This is a genomic window from Rhodanobacter sp. LX-99 (genome assembly GCF_018599185.1).
Lineage (GTDB): Bacteria > Pseudomonadota > Gammaproteobacteria > Xanthomonadales > Rhodanobacteraceae > Rhodanobacter.
In genome coordinates this window covers 644,672-663,341 of record NZ_JAHFVL010000002.1, presented here as the reverse complement: position 1 = coordinate 663,341, position 18,670 = coordinate 644,672, and the positions used below count along the sequence as shown (strand labels likewise).

The 18,670-nt window shown below is 67.2% G+C and carries 15 protein-coding genes; 9 read left to right on the top strand and 6 right to left on the bottom strand.

What is annotated here, in order from left to right; genetic code table 11:
* Nucleotides 1–27 precede the first annotated feature (27 nt).
* From KK131_RS13935 to KK131_RS13905, 7 genes are all read left to right on the top strand, one after another.
* The gene (locus tag KK131_RS13935; protein ID WP_214557300.1) at nt 28–1,794 is read left to right on the top strand and encodes a VWA domain-containing protein; all 1,767 of its coding nucleotides are present in this window, start codon (nt 28–30) and stop codon (nt 1,792–1,794) included.
* A 217-nt stretch (nt 1,795–2,011) separates the two neighbouring features.
* Nucleotides 2,012–2,566, top strand: coding sequence for an RNA polymerase sigma factor (locus tag KK131_RS13930; protein ID WP_214557299.1), 555 nt, complete (start codon nt 2,012–2,014; stop codon nt 2,564–2,566).
* Entirely contained in the window at nt 2,563–3,486 is a 924-nt protein-coding gene (locus tag KK131_RS13925; protein ID WP_214557298.1) for a hypothetical protein, read from the top strand. The genes KK131_RS13930 and KK131_RS13925 overlap by 4 nt, the downstream gene beginning before the upstream one ends.
* A complete protein-coding gene (locus tag KK131_RS13920; protein ID WP_214557297.1) occupies nt 3,483–4,079 on the top strand; it encodes a YigZ family protein in 597 nt (198 codons plus the stop codon). The genes KK131_RS13925 and KK131_RS13920 overlap by 4 nt, the downstream gene beginning before the upstream one ends.
* A 105-nt stretch (nt 4,080–4,184) precedes the next feature.
* Nucleotides 4,185–5,951 (top strand): ABC transporter transmembrane domain-containing protein, encoded by a 1,767-nt coding sequence (locus tag KK131_RS13915; protein ID WP_214557296.1) that lies wholly within the window; start codon nt 4,185–4,187, stop codon nt 5,949–5,951.
* Nucleotides 5,952–6,147: 196 nt separating this feature from the next.
* The gene (locus tag KK131_RS13910) at nt 6,148–6,705 is read left to right on the top strand and encodes a DUF3228 family protein (RefSeq protein ID WP_214557295.1); all 558 of its coding nucleotides are present in this window, start codon (nt 6,148–6,150) and stop codon (nt 6,703–6,705) included.
* Nucleotides 6,706–6,782: 77 nt separating this feature from the next.
* The gene (locus KK131_RS13905; protein WP_214557294.1) at nt 6,783–7,460 is read left to right on the top strand and encodes a class I SAM-dependent methyltransferase; all 678 of its coding nucleotides are present in this window, start codon (nt 6,783–6,785) and stop codon (nt 7,458–7,460) included.
* A 212-nt stretch (nt 7,461–7,672) separates the two neighbouring features.
* On the opposite strand, the gene KK131_RS13900 is transcribed toward KK131_RS13905, so the two are convergent.
* The 3 genes from KK131_RS13900 to KK131_RS13890 all read right to left on the bottom strand — a co-directional run bounded on the left by KK131_RS13900 (nt 7,673) and on the right by KK131_RS13890 (nt 10,828).
* Nucleotides 7,673–8,725, bottom strand: a complete 1,053-nt coding sequence (locus tag KK131_RS13900) for an NAD(P)-dependent alcohol dehydrogenase (protein ID WP_214557293.1) — start codon at nt 8,723–8,725, stop codon at nt 7,673–7,675.
* A gap of 25 nt (nt 8,726–8,750) precedes the next feature.
* Entirely contained in the window at nt 8,751–10,019 is a 1,269-nt protein-coding gene (locus KK131_RS13895) for a serine hydrolase domain-containing protein (protein WP_250887262.1), read from the bottom strand.
* A gap of 161 nt (nt 10,020–10,180) precedes the next feature.
* Nucleotides 10,181–10,828 carry a hypothetical protein gene (locus tag KK131_RS13890; protein ID WP_214557292.1) on the bottom strand — a complete coding sequence of 216 codons (648 nt, stop codon included), beginning with the start codon at nt 10,826–10,828 and terminating at the stop codon, nt 10,181–10,183.
* 177 nt (nt 10,829–11,005) lie between these two features.
* Between KK131_RS13890 and KK131_RS13885 the strand changes: the two genes are divergently transcribed.
* Nucleotides 11,006–13,489 (top strand): winged helix-turn-helix domain-containing protein, encoded by a 2,484-nt coding sequence (locus KK131_RS13885; protein ID WP_214557291.1) that lies wholly within the window; start codon nt 11,006–11,008, stop codon nt 13,487–13,489.
* Here KK131_RS13885 and KK131_RS13880 read toward each other — a convergent pair.
* The 3 genes from KK131_RS13880 to KK131_RS13870 all read right to left on the bottom strand — a co-directional run bounded on the left by KK131_RS13880 (nt 13,486) and on the right by KK131_RS13870 (nt 17,314).
* Nucleotides 13,486–14,874 (bottom strand): FAD-binding oxidoreductase, encoded by a 1,389-nt coding sequence (locus KK131_RS13880; protein ID WP_214557290.1) that lies wholly within the window; start codon nt 14,872–14,874, stop codon nt 13,486–13,488. The genes KK131_RS13885 and KK131_RS13880 overlap by 4 nt on opposite strands.
* 292 nt (nt 14,875–15,166) lie before the next feature.
* Nucleotides 15,167–16,168: an NADP-dependent oxidoreductase gene (locus tag KK131_RS13875; RefSeq protein ID WP_214557289.1), complete on the bottom strand. Its 1,002-nt coding sequence runs from the start codon at nt 16,166–16,168 to the stop codon at nt 15,167–15,169.
* A gap of 198 nt (nt 16,169–16,366) precedes the next feature.
* On the bottom strand, nt 16,367–17,314 hold the full coding sequence (locus KK131_RS13870; protein WP_214557288.1) for an alpha/beta hydrolase: 948 nt from the start codon (nt 17,312–17,314) through the stop codon (nt 16,367–16,369).
* A gap of 11 nt (nt 17,315–17,325) precedes the next feature.
* On the opposite strand from KK131_RS13870, the gene bhcC reads away from it, so the two are divergent.
* Nucleotides 17,326–18,663, top strand: a complete 1,338-nt coding sequence (bhcC, locus tag KK131_RS13865; RefSeq protein WP_345777254.1) for a 3-hydroxy-D-aspartate aldolase BhcC — start codon at nt 17,326–17,328, stop codon at nt 18,661–18,663.
* Nucleotides 18,664–18,670: the final 7 nt, after the last annotated feature.

Here is an 18,670-nt window from a genome sequence, read left to right as displayed (position 1 = left end):
CTTCCACAACCGGAGGAGAACCGCCCCATGAACGTGAAAGCCCTGCTGCGCACCCTGCTGCTGGCCCTGCTGGTGATCCTGGCCGGCTGCGGCGCCTCGAAGAAACCCGTCGCAAGCATGCCGGTGACGGGCGACGCGGCACCGGCCGAACCGATGCCGGTCAAACGCGCGGCACCAGCCGACAAGGTGACGAACGAGGCGGCCACGCCGATGCCGACGAACCTGCCGCCGCCGGCGCCGCCGATGCAGCCCGCACCCGCGATGCAGCGCACGATGGCGAGCAAGGGCATGCTAGCCAACGCCTACCTGGCACGCCCGATGGCGATGCCGCCAATGCAGCCGATGCCCGGCGACATCAACACCGAGAACTACACCCATCGCGACAGCAACCCGGTGCAACTGGCGAGCGAGCAGCCGGTGTCCACCTTCGGCATCGACGTCGACACCGGCTCGTACACCAACGTGCGGCGCATGCTCAGCGCGGGCCAGCTGCCGCCGGCCGACGCGGTGCGCGCCGAGGAGTTCATCAACTACTTCGACTACGGCTACACGCCGCCGGCCGATCGTGAGCAGCCGTTCAGCGTCACCACCGAGCTGGCGCCCGCGCCGTGGAATGCGAAGCGCCAGCTGCTGCTGATCGGCATCCAGGGCTACCGCGTGCCGGCCGCGAAGATCCCCGCATCGAACCTGGTGTTCCTGATCGACACCTCCGGCTCGATGGACGAACCGGACAAGCTGCCGCTGCTCAAGGCCTCGCTGAAACAGCTGGTGCGCGAACTGCGCAGGCAGGACCGGGTGGCCATCGTCACCTACGCGGGTTCCGCCGGCGTCGCCCTGCCCTCCACCACCGGCGACCGGCACGCCACCATCGACGCCGCGATCGACAGCCTTGGCGCCGGCGGTTCCACCAACGGTGGCGCCGGCATCGAGCTGGCCTACGCGCAGGCCGAGCAAGGCTTCATCAAGGGTGGCGTGAACCGGGTGATCCTGGCCACCGACGGCGACTTCAACGTGGGCACGGTCAGCGAAAAAGCGTTGAAGACCACCATCGAGGATCACCGCAAGAGCGGCGTGGCGCTGACCACGCTGGGCTTCGGCGAAGGCAACTACAACGACGCCATGGCGGTGATGCTGGCCGACGCGGGCAACGGCAGCCACCACTACATCGACAGCCTGCAGGAAGGCCGCCGCGTGCTGGTCGACGAGATGTCCGCCACCTTGCTGACGATCGCGCAGGACGTGAAGATCCAGATCGAGTTCAACCCCGCGCGAGTGCAGGAATACCGCCTGATCGGCTACGAGAAGCGCCTGTTGAAGCGCGAGGACTTCAACAACGACAAGGTCGACGCCGGCGAGATCGGCGCGGGCGCCAACGTCACCGCGATCTACGAGATCACCCCGAAGGGTTCGGACGCCGCCCGCATCGATCCGTTGCGCTATGGCGACAAGTCCCCCGTCAAAAATGACGGCGGCGAGCTGGCCTTCCTGCGCCTGCGCTACAAGCTGCCGGGACAGTCGGACAGCCGGCTGGTCGAGCAGCCGATTCCCGCGCAGGCCGAAACACGGACCAGCGAGCGCCTGCGCTATGCCGCCGCGGTCGCCGCCTTCGCCGATGCCCTGCGCGGCGGCAAGTACCTGGACGGCTACGGCTACACGCAGATCGCGCAGCTCGCCAGCGGTGCGCGCGGCAGCGATGCCGACGGCTACCGCGCCGGCTTCGTGCAACTGGTGAAGCTGGCCGGCGGGCTGGCCACGCACGGCCATGACGACGCCAGCGACACCGCAGCGCGCTGAGGTTTCCGGCCTTGCGGCGCCGGCGGTGGCTATGGGCGGCCGCGCCTCGGCCCCCTTCCCCAGCCACGGCCACGCCGCAGGGCCGGAACGTACGAGAGCGGCACATCCCGCCAACCCTCCCCTGCAAGCGGGGGAGGGAGAAAAGCGCAGGCAAGCAGGCGCGGCCGGGTTCCACGGCCTACCCGCCACCCAACGATTTGCCTTACCCTCGCACCCCATGGATGCCGCGGTCGATCCCGATGCGATGCTGATGCTTGCCTACGCGCGCGGCGACCTAGCCGCGTTCGAGACGCTGTATGCGCGCCATCGCGGCATGCTGTACCGGTTCCTGCTGCGCAGCGTGCGCGACCCGCATCGCACCGACGAACTGTTCCAGGAAACCTGGAGCCGGGTGATCGGCGCGCGGGTCCGCTATCAGCCGCAGGCGAAGTTCAGCACCTGGCTGCTGCAGATCGCGCACAACCTGATGATCGACAGCATGCGCCGCCAGCGGCCGATGGCCGGCGGCGACGAGGCCGAAACGGCGCTGGCCAACGTCGCCACGCCGGAGCAGGAACAACCGGACCACGCCCTGTCCGAGTTCGAGCGCCGGCGCAGCTTGCAGCGCGCGATCGAGCAGTTGCCTGACGAGCAGCGCACGGCGGTGCTGCTGCGGCTGGAGCAGGAACTGAGCCTGGAGGAGATCGCCGCGGTGACCGGCGCCGGCCGCGAAACGGTGAAGTCGCGCCTGCGCTATGCCATGACCCGTCTACGCGAAGTGCTGTCCGAATGACCACGCCACTGCCACCGCTGGATCCACGCAAGCCGGATGAGGCGCTGCCCGGCGAAGCCGAGCTGGCCGCGCTGTATCGTCAGCTGCCGCAGAACGAGCCCGGCCACGCGCTGGACGCGGCCGTGCTGCGCGCCGCCGCGCAGGCGCTGGAAACGAATGGCACGCAGCCCGCCGTTCCGGTCGAACGCCGCAAGGCGCCGCGCGAACCCGGCGACTGGGTGCATCCGAAGCCCGCTGCCGTCACCTCCGCAGCGCCGGCTGGATCCGCCAGGAAACCCCGGCCACGCTGGCTGGTCGGCTTGAGCAGTGCAGCCGCCATCGTGCTCGCCGCCGGGCTTGCCTGGCGCATGCACGAATCGCCCCGGACCGAATCCGCGCCGGTGGCGAGCGGCAGCGTCGCGCCGGTGCGGGCCGAGGCGCCGGCAACGAACGCACCGATGCCACCCGCCCCGTTGCCTGCACCGCCGAAACAGCCAACGCCCCGGATCATCGCCGCAGCATCTCCCGCACCGGTGGCGGCCAGGTCACGCCAGGCCGTGGCCGGCAAGCAGGCCGCACCTGCCTCTCGCGACGAGCGGCTGGCAGCCGCGGCACCCCGCGCTTCGGCCGACGTGACCGGGCAAGCCGGCAACGAGGCCGCCACCGACGCGGCCAGGTCCGCGGTGGCCGAAGCCGCAGCCAGTGCGCCGCCCATGCAGGCCACGATGGTCGCTGCGCCGGCACCCGTCGCCGCAACGGCGGCCGACACGGGCACCGCGACGAACGCCAGCGACACGCCGGCACAGGAACTGGACAAGATCCGGCAACTGTTCGCGCAAGGCCACGACGACGAGGCACAGCAGCGGCTGGCCGCGTTCCGGCACGCGCATCCGCAATGGGAACTGCCGCCGGAACTGCAGGCGAAACTGCGCAAGCCATGAGCGAAACGTTGTCCACCCTGGCCCAGCCGTGCCGCCATCAGGAAGAGATCAGGAAAAGCCGCTTCCTCGCGCTGGCCGCCCCGGTCGAGTCCACCGAACAGGCGCTGGCCTTCGTGCGCGAAGTGGGCGACCCCACCGCCACGCACAACTGCTGGGCGTACCGCATCGGCCAGGACTACCGCTTCAACGACGACGGCGAACCCGGCGGCACCGCCGGCCGGCCGATCCTGCAGGCGATCGAGGGCCAGGAAATGGATCGCGTCGCGGTGGTGGTGACGCGCTGGTTCGGCGGCATCAAGCTGGGCGCCGGCGGCCTGGTGCGCGCCTACGGCGGCACCGCGGCGGAATGCCTGCGCCGTGCCGAACGCGTGCCGATCGTGGCGATGGCGCGGCTGGGCCTGCGCTGCGACTTCGCCGAACTGACCCTGCTCAAGGCGCGCCTGAAAGACCTGCATGCCGAGGTCGAACACGAGGCATTCGGCGCCGACGGCGTGGAACTGCAACTGCGCCTGCCGGACAGCCGCGTCGCCGAAGCATGCCTGCGGATCAGCGACATCAGCCGCGGCCGCAGCGAGGCGCGACGGCTGGATTGAGCCTCCATCGCTTGGCCGCGGATTGAATCGGCGGCAAGCCGCCCCACCTTGAACAGATCGCCCGTGCGCGGGCCACGCCCATCCTTGATCCGCCTGCGAGAGCCCATGAGCGACGCCGCCACCTCCCGTCCCGTCCGCCGCATCGGCGCGCTGCGCGAACTCTGGCCGTTCCTGAAGCCGCACCGCGCGCTCGCGCTCGGCTGGCTGCTGTTCCTGGCGCTGTCCTCCGGCGCCTCGCTGGCGCTGCCGATGGCCTTCCGCCACATCATCGACCAAGGCTTCGGGCATTCCAGCCAGGCGGTGATCAACCAGACCTTCATCGTGCTGTTCGGCGTGGCGCTGGTACTGGCCTTCGCCACCGCCGCGCGCTACTTCTGCATCACCTTGCTCAGTGAGCGCGCGTTGGCCGCGCTGCGGCAGACGCTGTACGCGCACGTGATCCGCCTCGACGTGGGCTTCTTCGAGAAAAGCCGCGTGGGCGAGCTGCTGTCGCGGCTGAGTGCCGATACCGAAGTGGTGCAGGCGCTGATCGGCTCGGGCGTGTCGGTGGCGCTGCGCAGCGCGGTGATGCTGGTGGGCGCGGCGGTGGCAATGGTGTGGACGGCGCCATCGCTGGCCGGCCTGACCGCGCTGGTGATTCCGGCGGTGATGCTGCCGATCCTGCTGTTCGGCCGCCGCGTGCAGAAGCTGTCGCGCGCCAGCCAGGACCGTCTTGCCGACGCCGCCGCGATCGCCAACGAAACCCTCAACGCCTCCACCGCGGTGAAGGCGTACGCGCGCGAGCGCATCGAGAGCACCCGCTACGGCAGCGCGATCGCCCGCGCGCTGGCCACCGCGCGCCGGCGCATCGGCATGCGCTCGCTGCTGACCATGGCCGTGATCGTGCTGGTGTTCGGCGCGATCACCCTGGTGCTGTGGGCCGGCGCGCGCCACGTGCTGGCCGGCACGCTGGGCGCCGGCGTGCTGGGCCAGTTCGTGCTGTATGCGGTGTTCGCCGCCGGTTCGGTGGCCGGCCTGTCCGAAGTGTGGGGCGACGTGCTGCGCGCAGCCGGCGCGATGGAGCGCATCGGCGAACTGCTGGGCGAACGCGCCGACATCGTCGACCCGGCGCAGCCGCAGGCACTGCCGCAACCGATGCGCGGCGAGCTGCGCTTCGACGGCGTCACCTTCCACTACCCCACCCGTCCCGATGCGGCGGCGCTGCACGACTTCACCTTGACGATCCGCCCCGGCGAGACGGTGGCCCTGGTCGGCCCGTCCGGCGCCGGCAAGAGCACGGTGTTCGCCCTGCTGCTGCGCTTCTACGATCCGCAGAGCGGCAGCATCCGCATCGACGGCATCGACCTGCGCGACACCACCCTGGCCGGCCTGCGCGGCGCGATCGCGCTGGTGCCGCAGGAGACCGTGATCTTCGCCGGCAGCGCCGCCGACAACATCCGCTTCGGCCGCCAGGACGCCGGCGACGACGAAGTGCGCGAAGCCGCCCGCGCCGCCGAAGCGCACGAGTTCATCAGCGCGCTGGAGCACGGCTACGACGCCGAACTGGGCGAGCGCGGCGTGCGCCTGTCCGGCGGCCAGCGCCAGCGCATCGCGATCGCCCGCGCGATCCTGCGCGACGCCCCGCTGCTGTTGCTGGACGAAGCCACCTCGGCGCTGGACGCGCAGTCGGAGGCCGCGATCCAGCAGGCGCTGGCGCGGCTGGAACAAGGCCGCACCACCCTGGTCATCGCCCACCGCCTCGCCACCGTGCAGCGCGCCGACCGCATCGTGGTGATGGACGGCGGCCGCATCGTCGCGCAGGGCACGCACGAAAGCCTGCTGGCCGAGGGCGGGCTGTATGCCGAGCTGGCCCGCCTGCAATTCGTGGCCTGAACGCTCCCGCGGTTGCGATACAAGGTGGGCGGAATCGCCGAGTCGAAACAAGGTTTCCGTGCATGGAATGTTCCGGATCCGCCGGATTCATGCAGTTTTGGAGGCGGGATGTCCGCCTGCGGATTTTCGGCTTGGCGAATCAGCAACGCCCTCGACACGCTAACCTCAGGCACTGATCCTCAGCCTGTCGACCGGTATGTCCATCGTCCTCACTCCCTTCGCCCGCACTCGCCTGTTCCCGCGCGACCGCCGCCGCAGCGCCATCCAGGATTGCAGCGCCGAGGAGTTCGAGCGACGCCTCAATACCGAAGCGCCGCTGAAGGTGCTGGACGGCTACGCCCCGTTCTGCCGGCTGCACGTGCACCACAACTGGACCAGCACACGCTGCACCGCCACGCCCATCACCGATGCGAACCGCCACCGGTTGCGCTCGGCCTACGAGGCCCGCAGCGCCGATGAACTGCCGGTGCTGGTGCGCTGGTTCGAGGGCATCGACCCGCCCGTGGCCAGCTATCTGCTGCCGATCCTCTACAGCCGCGGGCAACTGGCGAAGGAAGGCTCGCCGATCGACGCCGACTGGGGCGTGGTCGGCTGCCTCTACACCGCCGAGCCGGAGGAAATCCCGATGGTGCCGATCACCATGCTGCGCAATGCGCTGGGCGTGGCCGAAGGCGGTTCGGGTGTGCCGCTGGATCGCGAGGCGTATTGGCGTGCCGTGGCGTTCTGGGAGCGGCACGCGAACTGGCGCGGGTGAATCCATCGGGAAGCGGGCACCCGCCCCCTTCGTGAAGTCATGCCATCAATGAATCCGTTTCCAACCGGGAGCCGCGCGTGTCCACCTTCTCCGATCCACCATCCGCCGCCCGTTACGCCGAAGGTCCAGTCAGGCTGGTGCCGGGTTTTCATGCCCTCCAACAGATGACCGCACTGCTTCTTGCCGAGTCCGTCCCCGAAGACGGGCATGTCCTGGTGCTCGGCGCGGGCGGCGGCTTGGAGTTGAAGGCATTCGCCGAAGCACAGCGCGGATGGCGCCTCGTCGGCGTCGATCCATCCGCCGGGATGCTGAAGGCGGCGGAAATCACGCTGGGCCCGCTCGCGTCGCGCGCCGAGCTCATCGAAGGCTATGTCGACACGGCGCCGGAAGGGCCGTTCGATGGCGCTACCTGTCTGTTGACCCTGCATTTCCTGTCGGCCGAGGAGCGCCTGCACACCCTCAGGCAGCTGCGACGTCGCCTGAAACCGGGCGCCCCGCTGGTTGTCGCCCACCACAGCTTTCCCCAGACCGAGCGCGAGAAGGTGCGCTGGCTGGAGCGCTACGCGGCCTTCGCCGTTTCATCCGGCGTTCCCGCGTCGAACGCGAACAAGGCGATCGAGGCCATCAGCGCCCGACTTCCCCTGCTGGCGCCGGAACAAGACGTTGCGCTGCTGGAAAAGGCGGGATTCGAGAACGTGGAATTGTTCTACGCGGGCTTCACGTTCAGGGGCTGGGTCGCCTATGGCGCACGCTGACATGGGGCGGCGTGATTGATCCCTTGATTCGTGCCTCGGCCAGGCGGTCGGGTCGAGCCGCTGGAACGACGGCCGGTGACGCCTTGGTGGCGCCGCGGCGAAAGAAAGGCATGCGCTCACGGAGCGTAAAAATCCCGTCGGCAAAAGCCACCCCTCCCCTGCTTGCCGGGGAGGGGGACAGCGAATGCCGCACAAGAATGGGGGCGGCGGAATCAGCTGGCCAGCGAGCTGTTGTCGATGACGAAACGGTATTTCACGTCGCTCTTCACCATGCGGTCGTAGGCCTCGTCGATCTGCTGCACGCGGATCATCTCGATGTCGGCGACAAGGCCCTTCTCCGCGCAGAAATCCAGCATCTCCTGGGTCTCGGCGATGCCGCCGATCAGCGAGCCGGCGATGGCGCGGCGCTTGAAGATCAGGTTGGCGACGCTCGGCGACGGATGCGGATGCTCCGGCACGCCGACCAGCACCATCGTGCCGTCGCGCTTGAGCAGCCCGGTGAAGGCATCCAGCGAGTGGCTGGCGGCCACGGTGTTGAGGATGAGATCGAAGCTGTTGGCGTGCTCGCGCATCTCGCTTTCGTTGCGCGAAACCACCACCTCGTCCGCCCCCAGGTCCAGCGCGTCCTGGCGCTTGCCCTCCGAAGTGGTGAACGCCACCACGTGCGCGCCCATCGCATGCGCGATCTTCACGCCCATGTGGCCCAGCCCGCCGATGCCGACCACGCCGACCTTCTTGCCCGGGCCGGCGTTCCAGTGCCGCAGCGGCGAGTACGTGGTGATGCCCGCGCACAGCAGCGGCGCCACCGCGGCGAGCTGCGATTCGGGATGGCGGATCTTCAGCACGAATGTCCGGTCCACCACGATGCGCTGCGAATAGCCGCCCAGCGTGTGCCCGGGCGCGTCCGGGGTCGGGCCGTTGTAGGTGCCGACGAAGCCGTTCTCGCAATACTGCTCCAACCCCTCGTCGCAAGCCGCGCAATGCTGGCAGCTGCCGACCAGGCAGCCCACGCCCACGGTGTCGCCGACCTTGAAGCCGGTCACCCCGCTGCCCACGGCACTGACATGGCCGACGATCTCGTGGCCGGGCACGCAGGGGTAAAGCGTGCCGCCCCACTCGGAGCGCACGGTATGCAGATCGGAATGGCAGACGCCGCAATAGGCGATCTCGATCTGCACATCCTGCGGGCCAGGCGCGCGGCGCGCGATGTCGATGGGTTGCAGCGGCTTGTCGGCGGCGTGCGCGCCGTAGGCTTTGGTGGTCATGGAGTTTTCCTTGGGCTGGGACAGGTCATCGGGGAGTGGGGGCGGCTTGCCCGGCCGGCAAGGGATGGCGCGCCGGACGGCTTCCCGTTCGTTGCAGCGGGGCATCGTGTTCCGCATCCACCGCACGCTTGACGGCGGCCACGAACGCGCGCCGCGCGGCGACCAGTGCGTCGGACGTCGCGTGCGGCCATGCGCCCACCTGGGCGATCACCAACTGGCGCGCAGGGTCGACGTAGACCATCTGGCCGAAGATGCCGATCGCGGCGTAGCTGCCGTCGGCATCGGTCCACCACAGGTAGCCGTAGCCGCGGTCGGGATCATCGACGCTTTCCTGGCGGCGCAGCGCACCGTCCAGCCACGCCTTGGCGATCACCGGCTTGCCCGCGATGCGCCCGCCGTCGAGCATGAACTGCCCCAGCCGCGCGTAGTCGCCCAGCGTGGCCGACAGGCCGCTGCCGCCGGTGTCGCTGCCATCGCACTCGTCCTTGATCCAGGTCGCGTCGGCGGCCATGCCGTACGGCTGCCAGATCGTCTGCGACAGGTAGGCGGCCAGCGAACGGTGCGTGGCACGCTGCACCAGGATGCCGAGCAGGTCGGTTTCCGCGGTGTTGTAGTTCCAGTGCGTGCCGGCAGGCCATTGCCGCGGCTGTTTCTTCAGGTACGACACGATGTGCGCCTGGCCGTCGACACAGGCGTGCATGTACATCTGCGCCACATCCGACTTCGCGTCGGCATAGTCCTCGTTCCAATGCACGCCGGAGGTCATCGTCAGCAACTGCTGCACCGTGACCTCGGCGTAGGCGCTGTCGCGCAGTTCCGGGATGTACATGCCCAGCGTGTCGTGCAGGCTGCGGATGTCGCCGCGCTGCAGCGCGATCCCGAGCAGGGCGGAGGTGACCGACTTCGCCACCGAGAACGACTCCCAGCGCTGCTCCGGCCCGAAGCCCAGCGCATAGCGCTGCAGGCGCACGCGACCATGCTGCAGCACCATCACGCCGGCGAGGTGGTGCCGGTCCATGTAGCTGGCCAGCAACCCGGAGGCACCCTGCCCGCCCAGCGCCAGCGGCTTGCCTTGCGGCAAGGCGTGCACATGCGTGCCGCGCGCGGCGCGATCGCTGGGGAACAGTTTGCCCATCTGCCGGAACTGCGCCTCGCGCTGCGCCTGCGGCCAGAACAGCACCGCCTCGCGTTGCTGGCCGATGGTCGGGGCGCGCTGCTCGCTCGCTGCCGACGGCAGCGAGACGAACAGGCAGAGCACGGCGGCGAGCAGGCGGACGCAGATAGTTGGACACATGGCGATGCGTGCCGATGGCAGTTGCGGGACCACCATTTTACCCATCGGTACGGCGCGTATCGTTATCAGTCATCGGGCGAGCACGGCGACGTCCTTTCGCCGTGCTCGCCACCGTTCCTGCTTTCAGGCCGAACTGGTTACATGGGCAGACATCCGTGCACTCAGTTCGAGTCGGGTGTCAGGCGCCGCGCCGAGACGTTGCCGTTGATGTGTGCCAACACCGTCGTGCCGTCGGCGGCAAACTGGGTGATCGCGACGCTACCCGTGTAGGCGTTGCCGCTGCGATCCAGTTTAAGCTGCTCGCGGATGTTGGCCGGCCCGACGAATACCGTTCCGGTGGGATCCCAGGACAGCGCGTAGTGATTGAGCTTGTAGCCATACACACTGGTGTGCCTGAAAACTCCCATGCAAAAGCTGCTGGTCGGGGGCGCCCGTCCGGAATTCATAAGTTCGGTGCCGTCGGCGTGCCAGGTCACGAAACCCGCATCCAGTTGGGCGCCGTCCGGGATGCCGGGATTGTTTTTCGACGTGAAAGTGAATTGCCACAAGCCGGTGATCGGCTCGAGCTGCTGCAGCAGGTTCCCGGCACTTGCCGCGGCACTATTGGAGGCTGCGGAGGCCTGGGAGGCCGCCGAGATCTCGATCGCCGCCGCCGCCGCACTGTTCGGCAGGGTACGTGGCAACGACCAATGGAACGGGCTGGCACTGCGGTAGTCAGTGATGTTGCAGGCATTCGCCTTGGGGGAAAGCGCGGTGGCGGATACTCCCAGGGCAGCGATGACGATGGCTGTTTGCAGACGGGTATTCATGACAGGCCTCCTCTTGGCTATTGACGACCCGTCGCTGGCCTCCCTGGACCGGCAGCGGCTCGCTGGGAGAATGCTCTTCATCGAACCGGGAATCATGAGGGCGCGATAGGGAAATCGTGAGAAATTCCGCCAAAAACCGCTTGAGCGGAGGATATTGATCCGCGTGATAATGCGGCGATGGGCACCGGCAAACCTCCAGGGCATGCGGCACCAGCAGGCGTGGTCTCCTTCGCCGACGTGCAGGTGGATGTCGGTGCGCATCGCTTGACCCGCGCCGGGACGGAAGTCGGTCTCGAGCCCAAGGCGTTCGCGGTACTGCTCGAATTTCTGGCCCATCCGGATCAGATGCTCAGTCGCGGCCACCTGCTGGATGCGGTCTGGGGCCACGCCTATATCACCCAGGCGACGCTCAATCGCCTCATCGTCCAGTTGCGACGCGCGCTGGGCGACGACATCAAGTCGCCACGCTGCATCCAGACCGTGCGCGGCCTGGGTTACCGTTTCATCGCACCACTGACCAGCACGCCTGGCGCGACACCGCTCGCATTGAGTTTTGCTCCGCCCCTGCACGCACGCCTGCCCGAGCGCACCGGCGCGCTGATCGGGCGCGAGGGTGCCATCGTCGAACTCGGGGAATTGCTCGGCAGTGCGCGGCTGGTGACGGTCACCGGACCGGGCGGCATCGGCAAGACGCAAGCCGCACTGGAAGCGGCGCGTGTATGCGCGCAAGCATTTCCGGATGGGGTCTGGCTGTTCGACCTCACCCCTTGCACGAATGGCGAAAGGCTGGCGCGCACACTGGCGGATGCATTCGGTATCCGCGATGTGCCTGGCGCCGGCAATCTTCTCGAAAGGCTGGCCGAGGTGCTGCGGATGCGCCGCGTTCTTCTGCTGCTCGACAACTGCGAGCGGGTGGCCGAACCCCTCGGCCATCTCGTTGCGTCCTTGCTGTCCCTGTGCGCAGAGTTGCGCGTGCTGGTGACCAGTCAGCAGTGTCTGCATTGCACGGGCGAAACGATTTATTCATTGCCTCCCCTGGAAGCGCCCGAGTCGGGGACCTGGGCAAGCGCCGACGAAGTCGCGCGTCTGGCCATGGTGCCTGCCGTGCAACTGTTGTTGGTACGGTCGCGCTCGTTGGCTTCAGGATTCACGCTGACAACGGCGAATGCCGGTGCCGTAGCCGAGCTTTGCCGTCGGCTGGATGGACTGCCGCTCGCGCTGGAGTTGGCCGCGGCACGGCTGCGCCTGTTGAGCCCCGAGCAATTGCTGTTGCGCATGCAGCACCGTTTCCAGTGGCTTGCTGCGGATGCGCCCGCCGAACAACCGGCCCACCACCAGACGCTGGGCGCACTGATCGACTGGAGTTTCGCGCTGCTATCGGACCTGGAGCAGGCGCTGCTGTGCGCCCTGGGAGTGTTCGCCGGCGGCTGGACGCTGCATGGCGCCATGGCAATCGGCGCGGTTTTCGAACTCGGCGACGAACAGACGCTGGATCTGCTGGGCGGACTCGTCGACAAGTCGCTGATCGCGGTCGATGCCAGCATCAGCCCCCCGCGCTACAGCCTGCTCGACAGCGTACGATCGTTTGCACTGGCACGCCTCGACAAAAGCGATGACGAAGCGCGCATCAGGCGGGCGCACCTGGCGCACTGCATCGATTTCACCGCGCGCGTGGATGCGGAAGTACGCGGTGAGCGTCAGCGGCTGTGGGTCGAGCGCGTGTTGCGCGAACAGGCCAACCTGCAGGCGGCATTCGATTACGCATTGGCGCAGACGGATCTCGCCGATGGCGCGATCATGCTCTGCGCCAATCTGTGCTGGTACTTCAGGGTACAAGGTGAGTACTACCAGGCATGCCATTGGCTGGACATGGCGCTGCGGGTGTCGCATACGCAAACTTTGCATCGCGCGCGAGCGCTGATCGCCGATGGCATCGCCTATCACCACCGCCAGATACACGCGCGCGCAGTCTCGCTGCTTCGGGAAGGTATCGTGCTGGCCGCGCGGCTTGGCGACGACGTGCTCGCCGCGTCAGGCCAAGGCGTGCTTGCGTTCGAACTTGCAGGCTGCGGTGACTTCGATGGCTCGGAACGCTGCGTGGAAGCCGCGCTGGCCGTCGCCGAAAAACACCACTCGGGCTGGTTGCGCTCGGTAGCCCTGCTGGGCCGCGGCATTGCCTGTGCAATGCGCGGTCAGCACCGCGAAGCGGAAGCATGGTTGAGCGAAGCCGCCGGACTGATGTCGTCGCGCGGCGACGATATCTTCCAGCGCGGTTATGTGTTGATCAATCGAGCCTTGCAGAGGTTTCAGCTCGATGACGTACGCGGCGCAGCCCGGGACTGGTTGCGCATGCTCGACCTGACCATCGGGTTGCAGAACCGGCGCGGCATTGCCGGTTGTATCGAAGGCACGGCTTATCTGGTGCTCAGGCAAGGGGATGCCGAGTGCACTGCGGAGCTGCTTGCAGCTGCTGCACGCCTGCGCAAACTGACCGGTGCGCCGCTGCTCCCGCAATGGCACGCTGCTCATGCCGCGGCCGAAGCCGGTGCGCGTGAAATGCTCGGTACGGCGTTCAAGGCTGTCCAGAAGCAGGGTGCCGCTGCGCGGCTCGAAGATGTGGTCGAGCGGACGCGAGCGCTATTGGCCGAGCTCGCCGCCTAGTCGCTGCGTGCGGGCAGCAGCAACCCGGCTGGATCGTACTTCCGGCGCAAGTTCTCCAGGCGCGCGCGCGTGGCGGCATCATGCGTTCGCACATGCCAGTCGCTGGCGTCACCGGCAAAGTTCGCCTGCACTCCGTCACGCGCCCAGGGTGCAAGCGAAGAGCGCAGTCCGCGCGCCCACTTGCGTACCTCCGTGGATTTTTCCGCTGCCTGTGCATGGCCGATCGTGTTGATGAAAAAAGGCGCATCACGATGCACGAACGCGCTGGTGTCGGCCGGCATGGCGGCGACCGCACCCCCCAGATGGTGCACATGCACTTCGCACAGGGGATCGGGCGGCGTGGCGGCCTTCGGGACGAGCGCATCGATCAGGGCATCATCGAGCGCATCGAAGATCGATGTCGTCCAGTAGTAGTGATCGCCGGCCGGCGCATGCACGTCGAAGGTCTGCTGCCAGGCAGCGTACGGCATGATGCCGCCGAGTCGGCCCAGCGGCTCGCCGAAACCGGTGAGCGGTGCGAGTGCATGCTCACCGCGCGCAGGCTCGCCACTCCAGCAATAGGCAAGTACAACGACGCGTTGACCGTGTACTTGCGGTGGCAGAAAGGGTGCTGGTGGCGCCGTCGTGAACACCAGCATGAACGTGCACTGCTCCGGCGCCGCCGGTGCGAACGTGCGAAACGCACGCAACAGCGCGGGCGCAGCCTCGATCGGATGAAATACGACCCCGGCAAACACCTCGCCGACCGCATGCAGGCGAAAGACAAACCGCGTCACCACGCCGAAACCGCCCGCGCCACCACGCAACGCCCAGAACAAATCGGCATGCCGGTCGGCGCTGGCGACGACACAACGGCCATCCGCCAGGACGACATCGGCCGAGAGCAGATTGTCGATCGCCAGGCCACAACGCCGCATGAGCCAACCGACGCCGCCGCCCAGCGTCAAGCCGCCAACGCCGGTACTCGAAACGAAACCACCGGTGGTGGCAAGCCCATGCGGCTGCGTCGCTGCGTCAACGTCGCGCCATGGCGCGCCACCTTCGACGCGCGCGATACGCGCCTGCGCATCGACCTCGACGCCGTTCATGGCGCCAAGATCCAGCATCAAGGTGCCGTCACGCACGGCCAGGCCGGCAACGTTGTGGCCGCCACCGCGCACCGTGAGCGGAAGACGTTCCCTGGCCGCGAATTTGACGGCCATGCTGACATCTTCGGCGTCCGCGCAACGCGCGATCGCCAGCGGCCGGCGATCGATGGCGCCGTTCCAGACACGCCGGCGTTCTTCGTAATCCGGGTGGCCGGGGCGTAACAGCGGGCCGCGCAGGGCCTCGGCCAACCGTTGCAATGTTTGCGCCTCGGCGTGACTTGATTCGGCACTCATCATCCACCCCCGTTCCACGCTGCAGACTGTTCCGTACCACGGCGGCGTGCTGGATCACCGAGTCGAGAAGGCCCGCTGCCTGCCATCCATCGATGCTCCTGCGGCATCGGGTCGACTATGGCCCCGGCGAGGCGACCCCATCATGAGAGGACGATGAGGATTCGATAATGAACATGCTCGACCGGAAGCATGCGGTTGCGCATGGTCACACGACCAAAGGCCGCCGGAGGGACGGGCATGGTTGATTCGACTTGACTCCCTCCGTCCTGGTTTCCTGGCAGGCTCCACTTCAGGCTCACTTGATCTTGACGACGACTTTGCCCTTCGCGTGGCCTGCTTCAACGTACGTCAGGGCTTCGTTGGTCGACTCGAAGGGAAAGACGCGATCAATCACGGGGCGGATGGCCCCGGCCTCGACGAGCCGGGTGATCTCGCGCAGCTGATGTCCACTGGCCCGCATGAAGAGGAACGCATATTTCAGATCACGACGGGCCGCTTTTTTCCTGACGCCGGCACTCAGCAGGCGGACGACGAGCCCCACGAACCACGGCGCTCCGATGCCTCGTGCGAATGCGGGATCAGGAGGGCCGGAAATCGAGACGAGCGTTCCGCCGGGTTTCAGCACGCGCAGGGATTTCTCCAGCGCTGCCGCATCCTGGCTGTGCAGGACCACATCGTAGTTCTGCAGAACCTCCTCGAAATCGTCTTTCCTGTAGTCGATGACGACGTCTGCCCCGAGGCTCTTCACCAGGTCGGTATTGGCGCTGCTCGTGGTGGTGGCTACCGTGGCCCCGAGATGCCCGGCCAGTTGAATGGCGAAGGTACCGACGCCGCCTGACCCCGCCTGGATGAAGACCTTCTGCCCCTTCTCCAGGTTGGCTGTTTCAACCAGGGTCTGCCACACCGTCAAGCCGACCAGCGGGATCGATGCCGCTTCTTCCATGGTGATGTTCCCGGGTTTGGGCGCGACATCTTTTTCATTCACGGCAATGAACTGCGCAAACGTGCCGATGCGGCGATCAGGCACCCGCGAATAGACTTCGTCGCCCACCTTGAACTGCCGAACCTGCGATCCAACGCGAGTCACGACGCCGGCCACGTCATGGCCCAGCACAAGCGGCATGCCGTAAGGCAGGATCAGCTTGAGCGCGCCGCTTTTGATTTTGGAATCCAGCACGTTCAGACCTGCGGCGTGAACCTCGATCAGCACATCGTCGTCGCGAAGCCCGGGTTCCGGCATGTCGACAAGCCGCATCGGATGCTTCTTGCCGTACCGATCAATGGCGAATGCCTTCATGCTGCTTGCTCTCTCGTGGATGCATCGGGTGAAGCCAGTTGCCGTCCGCATTGCCTGCCGATGCGACGGTCACCGGACTTCTCGATCGAACGGCAATCCTCTGATGCCGCATGTATTGAACACCCGGCACGTGCAACATGTCGCCCTTGAGTTGGCTCAACCTGGACCGCCACGCCATCCGCTTTCCTGGAACCCAGTCTATCGACCCGCAACGGGAATCATCCCGATGGTGCCCAACCATGTTTCGGCCAAGGCAGGCCAGCGCGTGATCGGGTTCGAGGTCGGCCGCAGCCCGAACGCATGCCCGCCGTGGGCGTACAGGTGCATCTCGGCCGGCACCTTGGCGTTCTTCAGCGCGATGTAATAGGCCAGCGACTGGTTGACGCCATCCACGTAGTCGTCTTCCGCCTGCACCAGGAACGTCGGCGGCGTGTCGCGGGAGACCGGGACGTTGGCGTTGAACTTGTCGTCATCGGTCGCGAGATGTCCCGGATAGATCGGCATGGCGAAATCCGGGCGGGCACTTTCCCTGTCGGCGGCGTCCACGGGTGAATACAGGCGCCGCGCAAAGTTCGTGCTGATCTCCGCCGCCAGAAAGCCGCCCGCCGAAAAGCCGAGCACGCCAATCTTGTGCGGATCGATGTGCCACTCCGCGGCGTGATGGCGCACCAGCCGCATCGTTCGCTGGGCGTCCTCCAGTGACGGCACCGACAAGGCGAAATTGTGCGGGCGGCAATCGCACTGCCATTCATAGGGCGCGCTCGGAACGCGATACTTCAACAGCACGCAGGTGATGCCCCTGGACGTCAGCCAGTCGCAGGCTTCGGTGCCTTCGAGATCCATGGCCAGGATCTCGAAGCCGCCGCCCGGAAACACCACGACCGCAACTCCCGTGTTCTTCCCCTTGGGCGCATAGACCGTCATCGTGGGGCGGGTCACATTGGTTACCGCGGTCACCGGCTTGCCAGCCAGCAACTTGTCGCTCACCTTCGCGGTTTCCGGACCGGGAACCTGGTGTGCATCAGGCGTTGTCCCCGGCCAGATCGGTATTTGAGTGTTTCCAGCGGCGGGTTGCCAGACCGTCGTCGCTGCATGCGCGCTTGCGCATACGGCCAGCAGACCCAGGGTAATCAGCCAAAGCTTCATGACGCTCCTCCGTGCTGGTGCTCGTCAAGGTTGTGCGATCGAGGCAGGAAATCGGGCCCGATGCTGCACGCCGCATCGGGCCTGCAGCAGCCGCTTCCGTGGATTTCTTCGGGCAAGCCGTCAATGCCATCATCACCAGAGCCATGCCGATCCCGGCAAGCCACTCGAGAACTGCGGAGATTCCCGTGAACGCAACGATGGATTTCGCCGGCTGCGAAGTCGGCTATGACATCCCCGCCCTGCCGGGCATGGACGAGGCGGATATCCAGACACCCTGCCTGGTGCTCGATCTCGACGCGCTGGAGCGCAACATCGTGAAGATGGGCGACTACGCGCGAGCGCACGGCGTGCGCCACCGCAGCCACGGCAAGATGCACAAGTCGGTCGATGTGCAGAAGCTGCAGGAACGCCTGGGCGGGGCGGTCGGCGTCTGCTGCCAGAAGGTTTCCGAAGCCGAAGCCTTTGCGCGTGGCGGCATCAGGGACATCCTCGTGTCGAACCAGGTGCGCGACCCGGGCAAGATCGGCCGGCTCGCGCGCCTGCCGAACTACGGCGCGCGGATCATCGTCTGCGTCGACGACCTGGCGAACGTGGCCGAACTTTCGGCCGCGGCGCAAACGCACGGCACGACGCTGGAGTGTCTCGTCGAGATCGACTGCGGCGCGGGCCGCTGCGGCGTCGCCACGACCGGCGAAGCGGTCGCGATCGCCAAAGCCATCGACGCCGCGCCGGCCCTGGGATTCACCGGCATCCAGGCGTATCAAGGCGCCATGCAGCACCTGGAAAACTACGCGGACCGCAAGGCCAGGCTCGACGACGCCATCGCCCTGGTGAAGACGATGGTCGAAGGCTTGCAGGCGGCCGGACTGACACCCGAACTCGTCACGGGCGGCGGCACGGGCTCCTATCACTTCGAGTCGAATTCAGGCATCTACAACGAACTGCAATGCGGCAGCTATGCCTTCATGGATGCGGACTACGGGCGCATCCGGGACAAGGACGGGAACCGCATCGACCAGGGCGAATGGGAGAATGCGCTGTTCATCCTGACCTCGGTGATGAGCCGCGCGAAACCCGGCCAGGCGGTCTGCGACGCCGGCCTCAAGGTGCAGTCGCTCGACAGCGGCCTGCCCGTCATCCACGGCCGCGACGACGTGACCTACGTCAGCGCCTCGGACGAACACGGCGTGATCGAGGACAGGCGCGGCGTCCTGCGCATCAACGAAAAGCTGAGGCTCGTTCCCGGGCATTGCGACCCGACCTGCAACCTCCACGACTGGTACGTCGGCGTGCGCAACGGCAAGGTCGAGGTGGTATGGCCGGTGTCGGCGCGTGGCAAGAGCTACTGACGCGCGG

What these genes read in the sequence shown, in the direction of transcription:
- KK131_RS13920 (WP_214557297.1), top strand. Translation starts at nt 3,483, where the DNA reads ATGAGCGAAACGTTGTCCACCCTGGCCCAGCCGTGCCGCCATCAGGAA.
- KK131_RS13910 (WP_214557295.1), top strand. Translation starts at nt 6,148, where the DNA reads ATGTCCATCGTCCTCACTCCCTTCGCCCGCACTCGCCTGTTCCCGCGC.
- KK131_RS13900 (WP_214557293.1), bottom strand. Translation starts at nt 8,725, where the DNA reads ATGACCACCAAAGCCTACGGCGCGCACGCCGCCGACAAGCCGCTGCAA.
- KK131_RS13870 (WP_214557288.1), bottom strand. Translation starts at nt 17,314, where the DNA reads ATGAAGCTTTGGCTGATTACCCTGGGTCTGCTGGCCGTATGCGCAAGC.
- KK131_RS13915 (WP_214557296.1), top strand. Translation starts at nt 4,185, where the DNA reads ATGAGCGACGCCGCCACCTCCCGTCCCGTCCGCCGCATCGGCGCGCTG.
- KK131_RS13930 (WP_214557299.1), top strand. Translation starts at nt 2,012, where the DNA reads ATGGATGCCGCGGTCGATCCCGATGCGATGCTGATGCTTGCCTACGCG.
- KK131_RS13875 (WP_214557289.1), bottom strand. Translation starts at nt 16,168, where the DNA reads ATGAAGGCATTCGCCATTGATCGGTACGGCAAGAAGCATCCGATGCGG.
- KK131_RS13880 (WP_214557290.1), bottom strand. Translation starts at nt 14,874, where the DNA reads ATGATGAGTGCCGAATCAAGTCACGCCGAGGCGCAAACATTGCAACGG.
- KK131_RS13895 (WP_250887262.1), bottom strand. Translation starts at nt 10,019, where the DNA reads ATGTGTCCAACTATCTGCGTCCGCCTGCTCGCCGCCGTGCTCTGCCTG.
- KK131_RS13890 (WP_214557292.1), bottom strand. Translation starts at nt 10,828, where the DNA reads ATGAATACCCGTCTGCAAACAGCCATCGTCATCGCTGCCCTGGGAGTA.
- KK131_RS13885 (WP_214557291.1), top strand. Translation starts at nt 11,006, where the DNA reads ATGGGCACCGGCAAACCTCCAGGGCATGCGGCACCAGCAGGCGTGGTC.
- KK131_RS13935 (WP_214557300.1), top strand. Translation starts at nt 28, where the DNA reads ATGAACGTGAAAGCCCTGCTGCGCACCCTGCTGCTGGCCCTGCTGGTG.
- KK131_RS13925 (WP_214557298.1), top strand. Translation starts at nt 2,563, where the DNA reads ATGACCACGCCACTGCCACCGCTGGATCCACGCAAGCCGGATGAGGCG.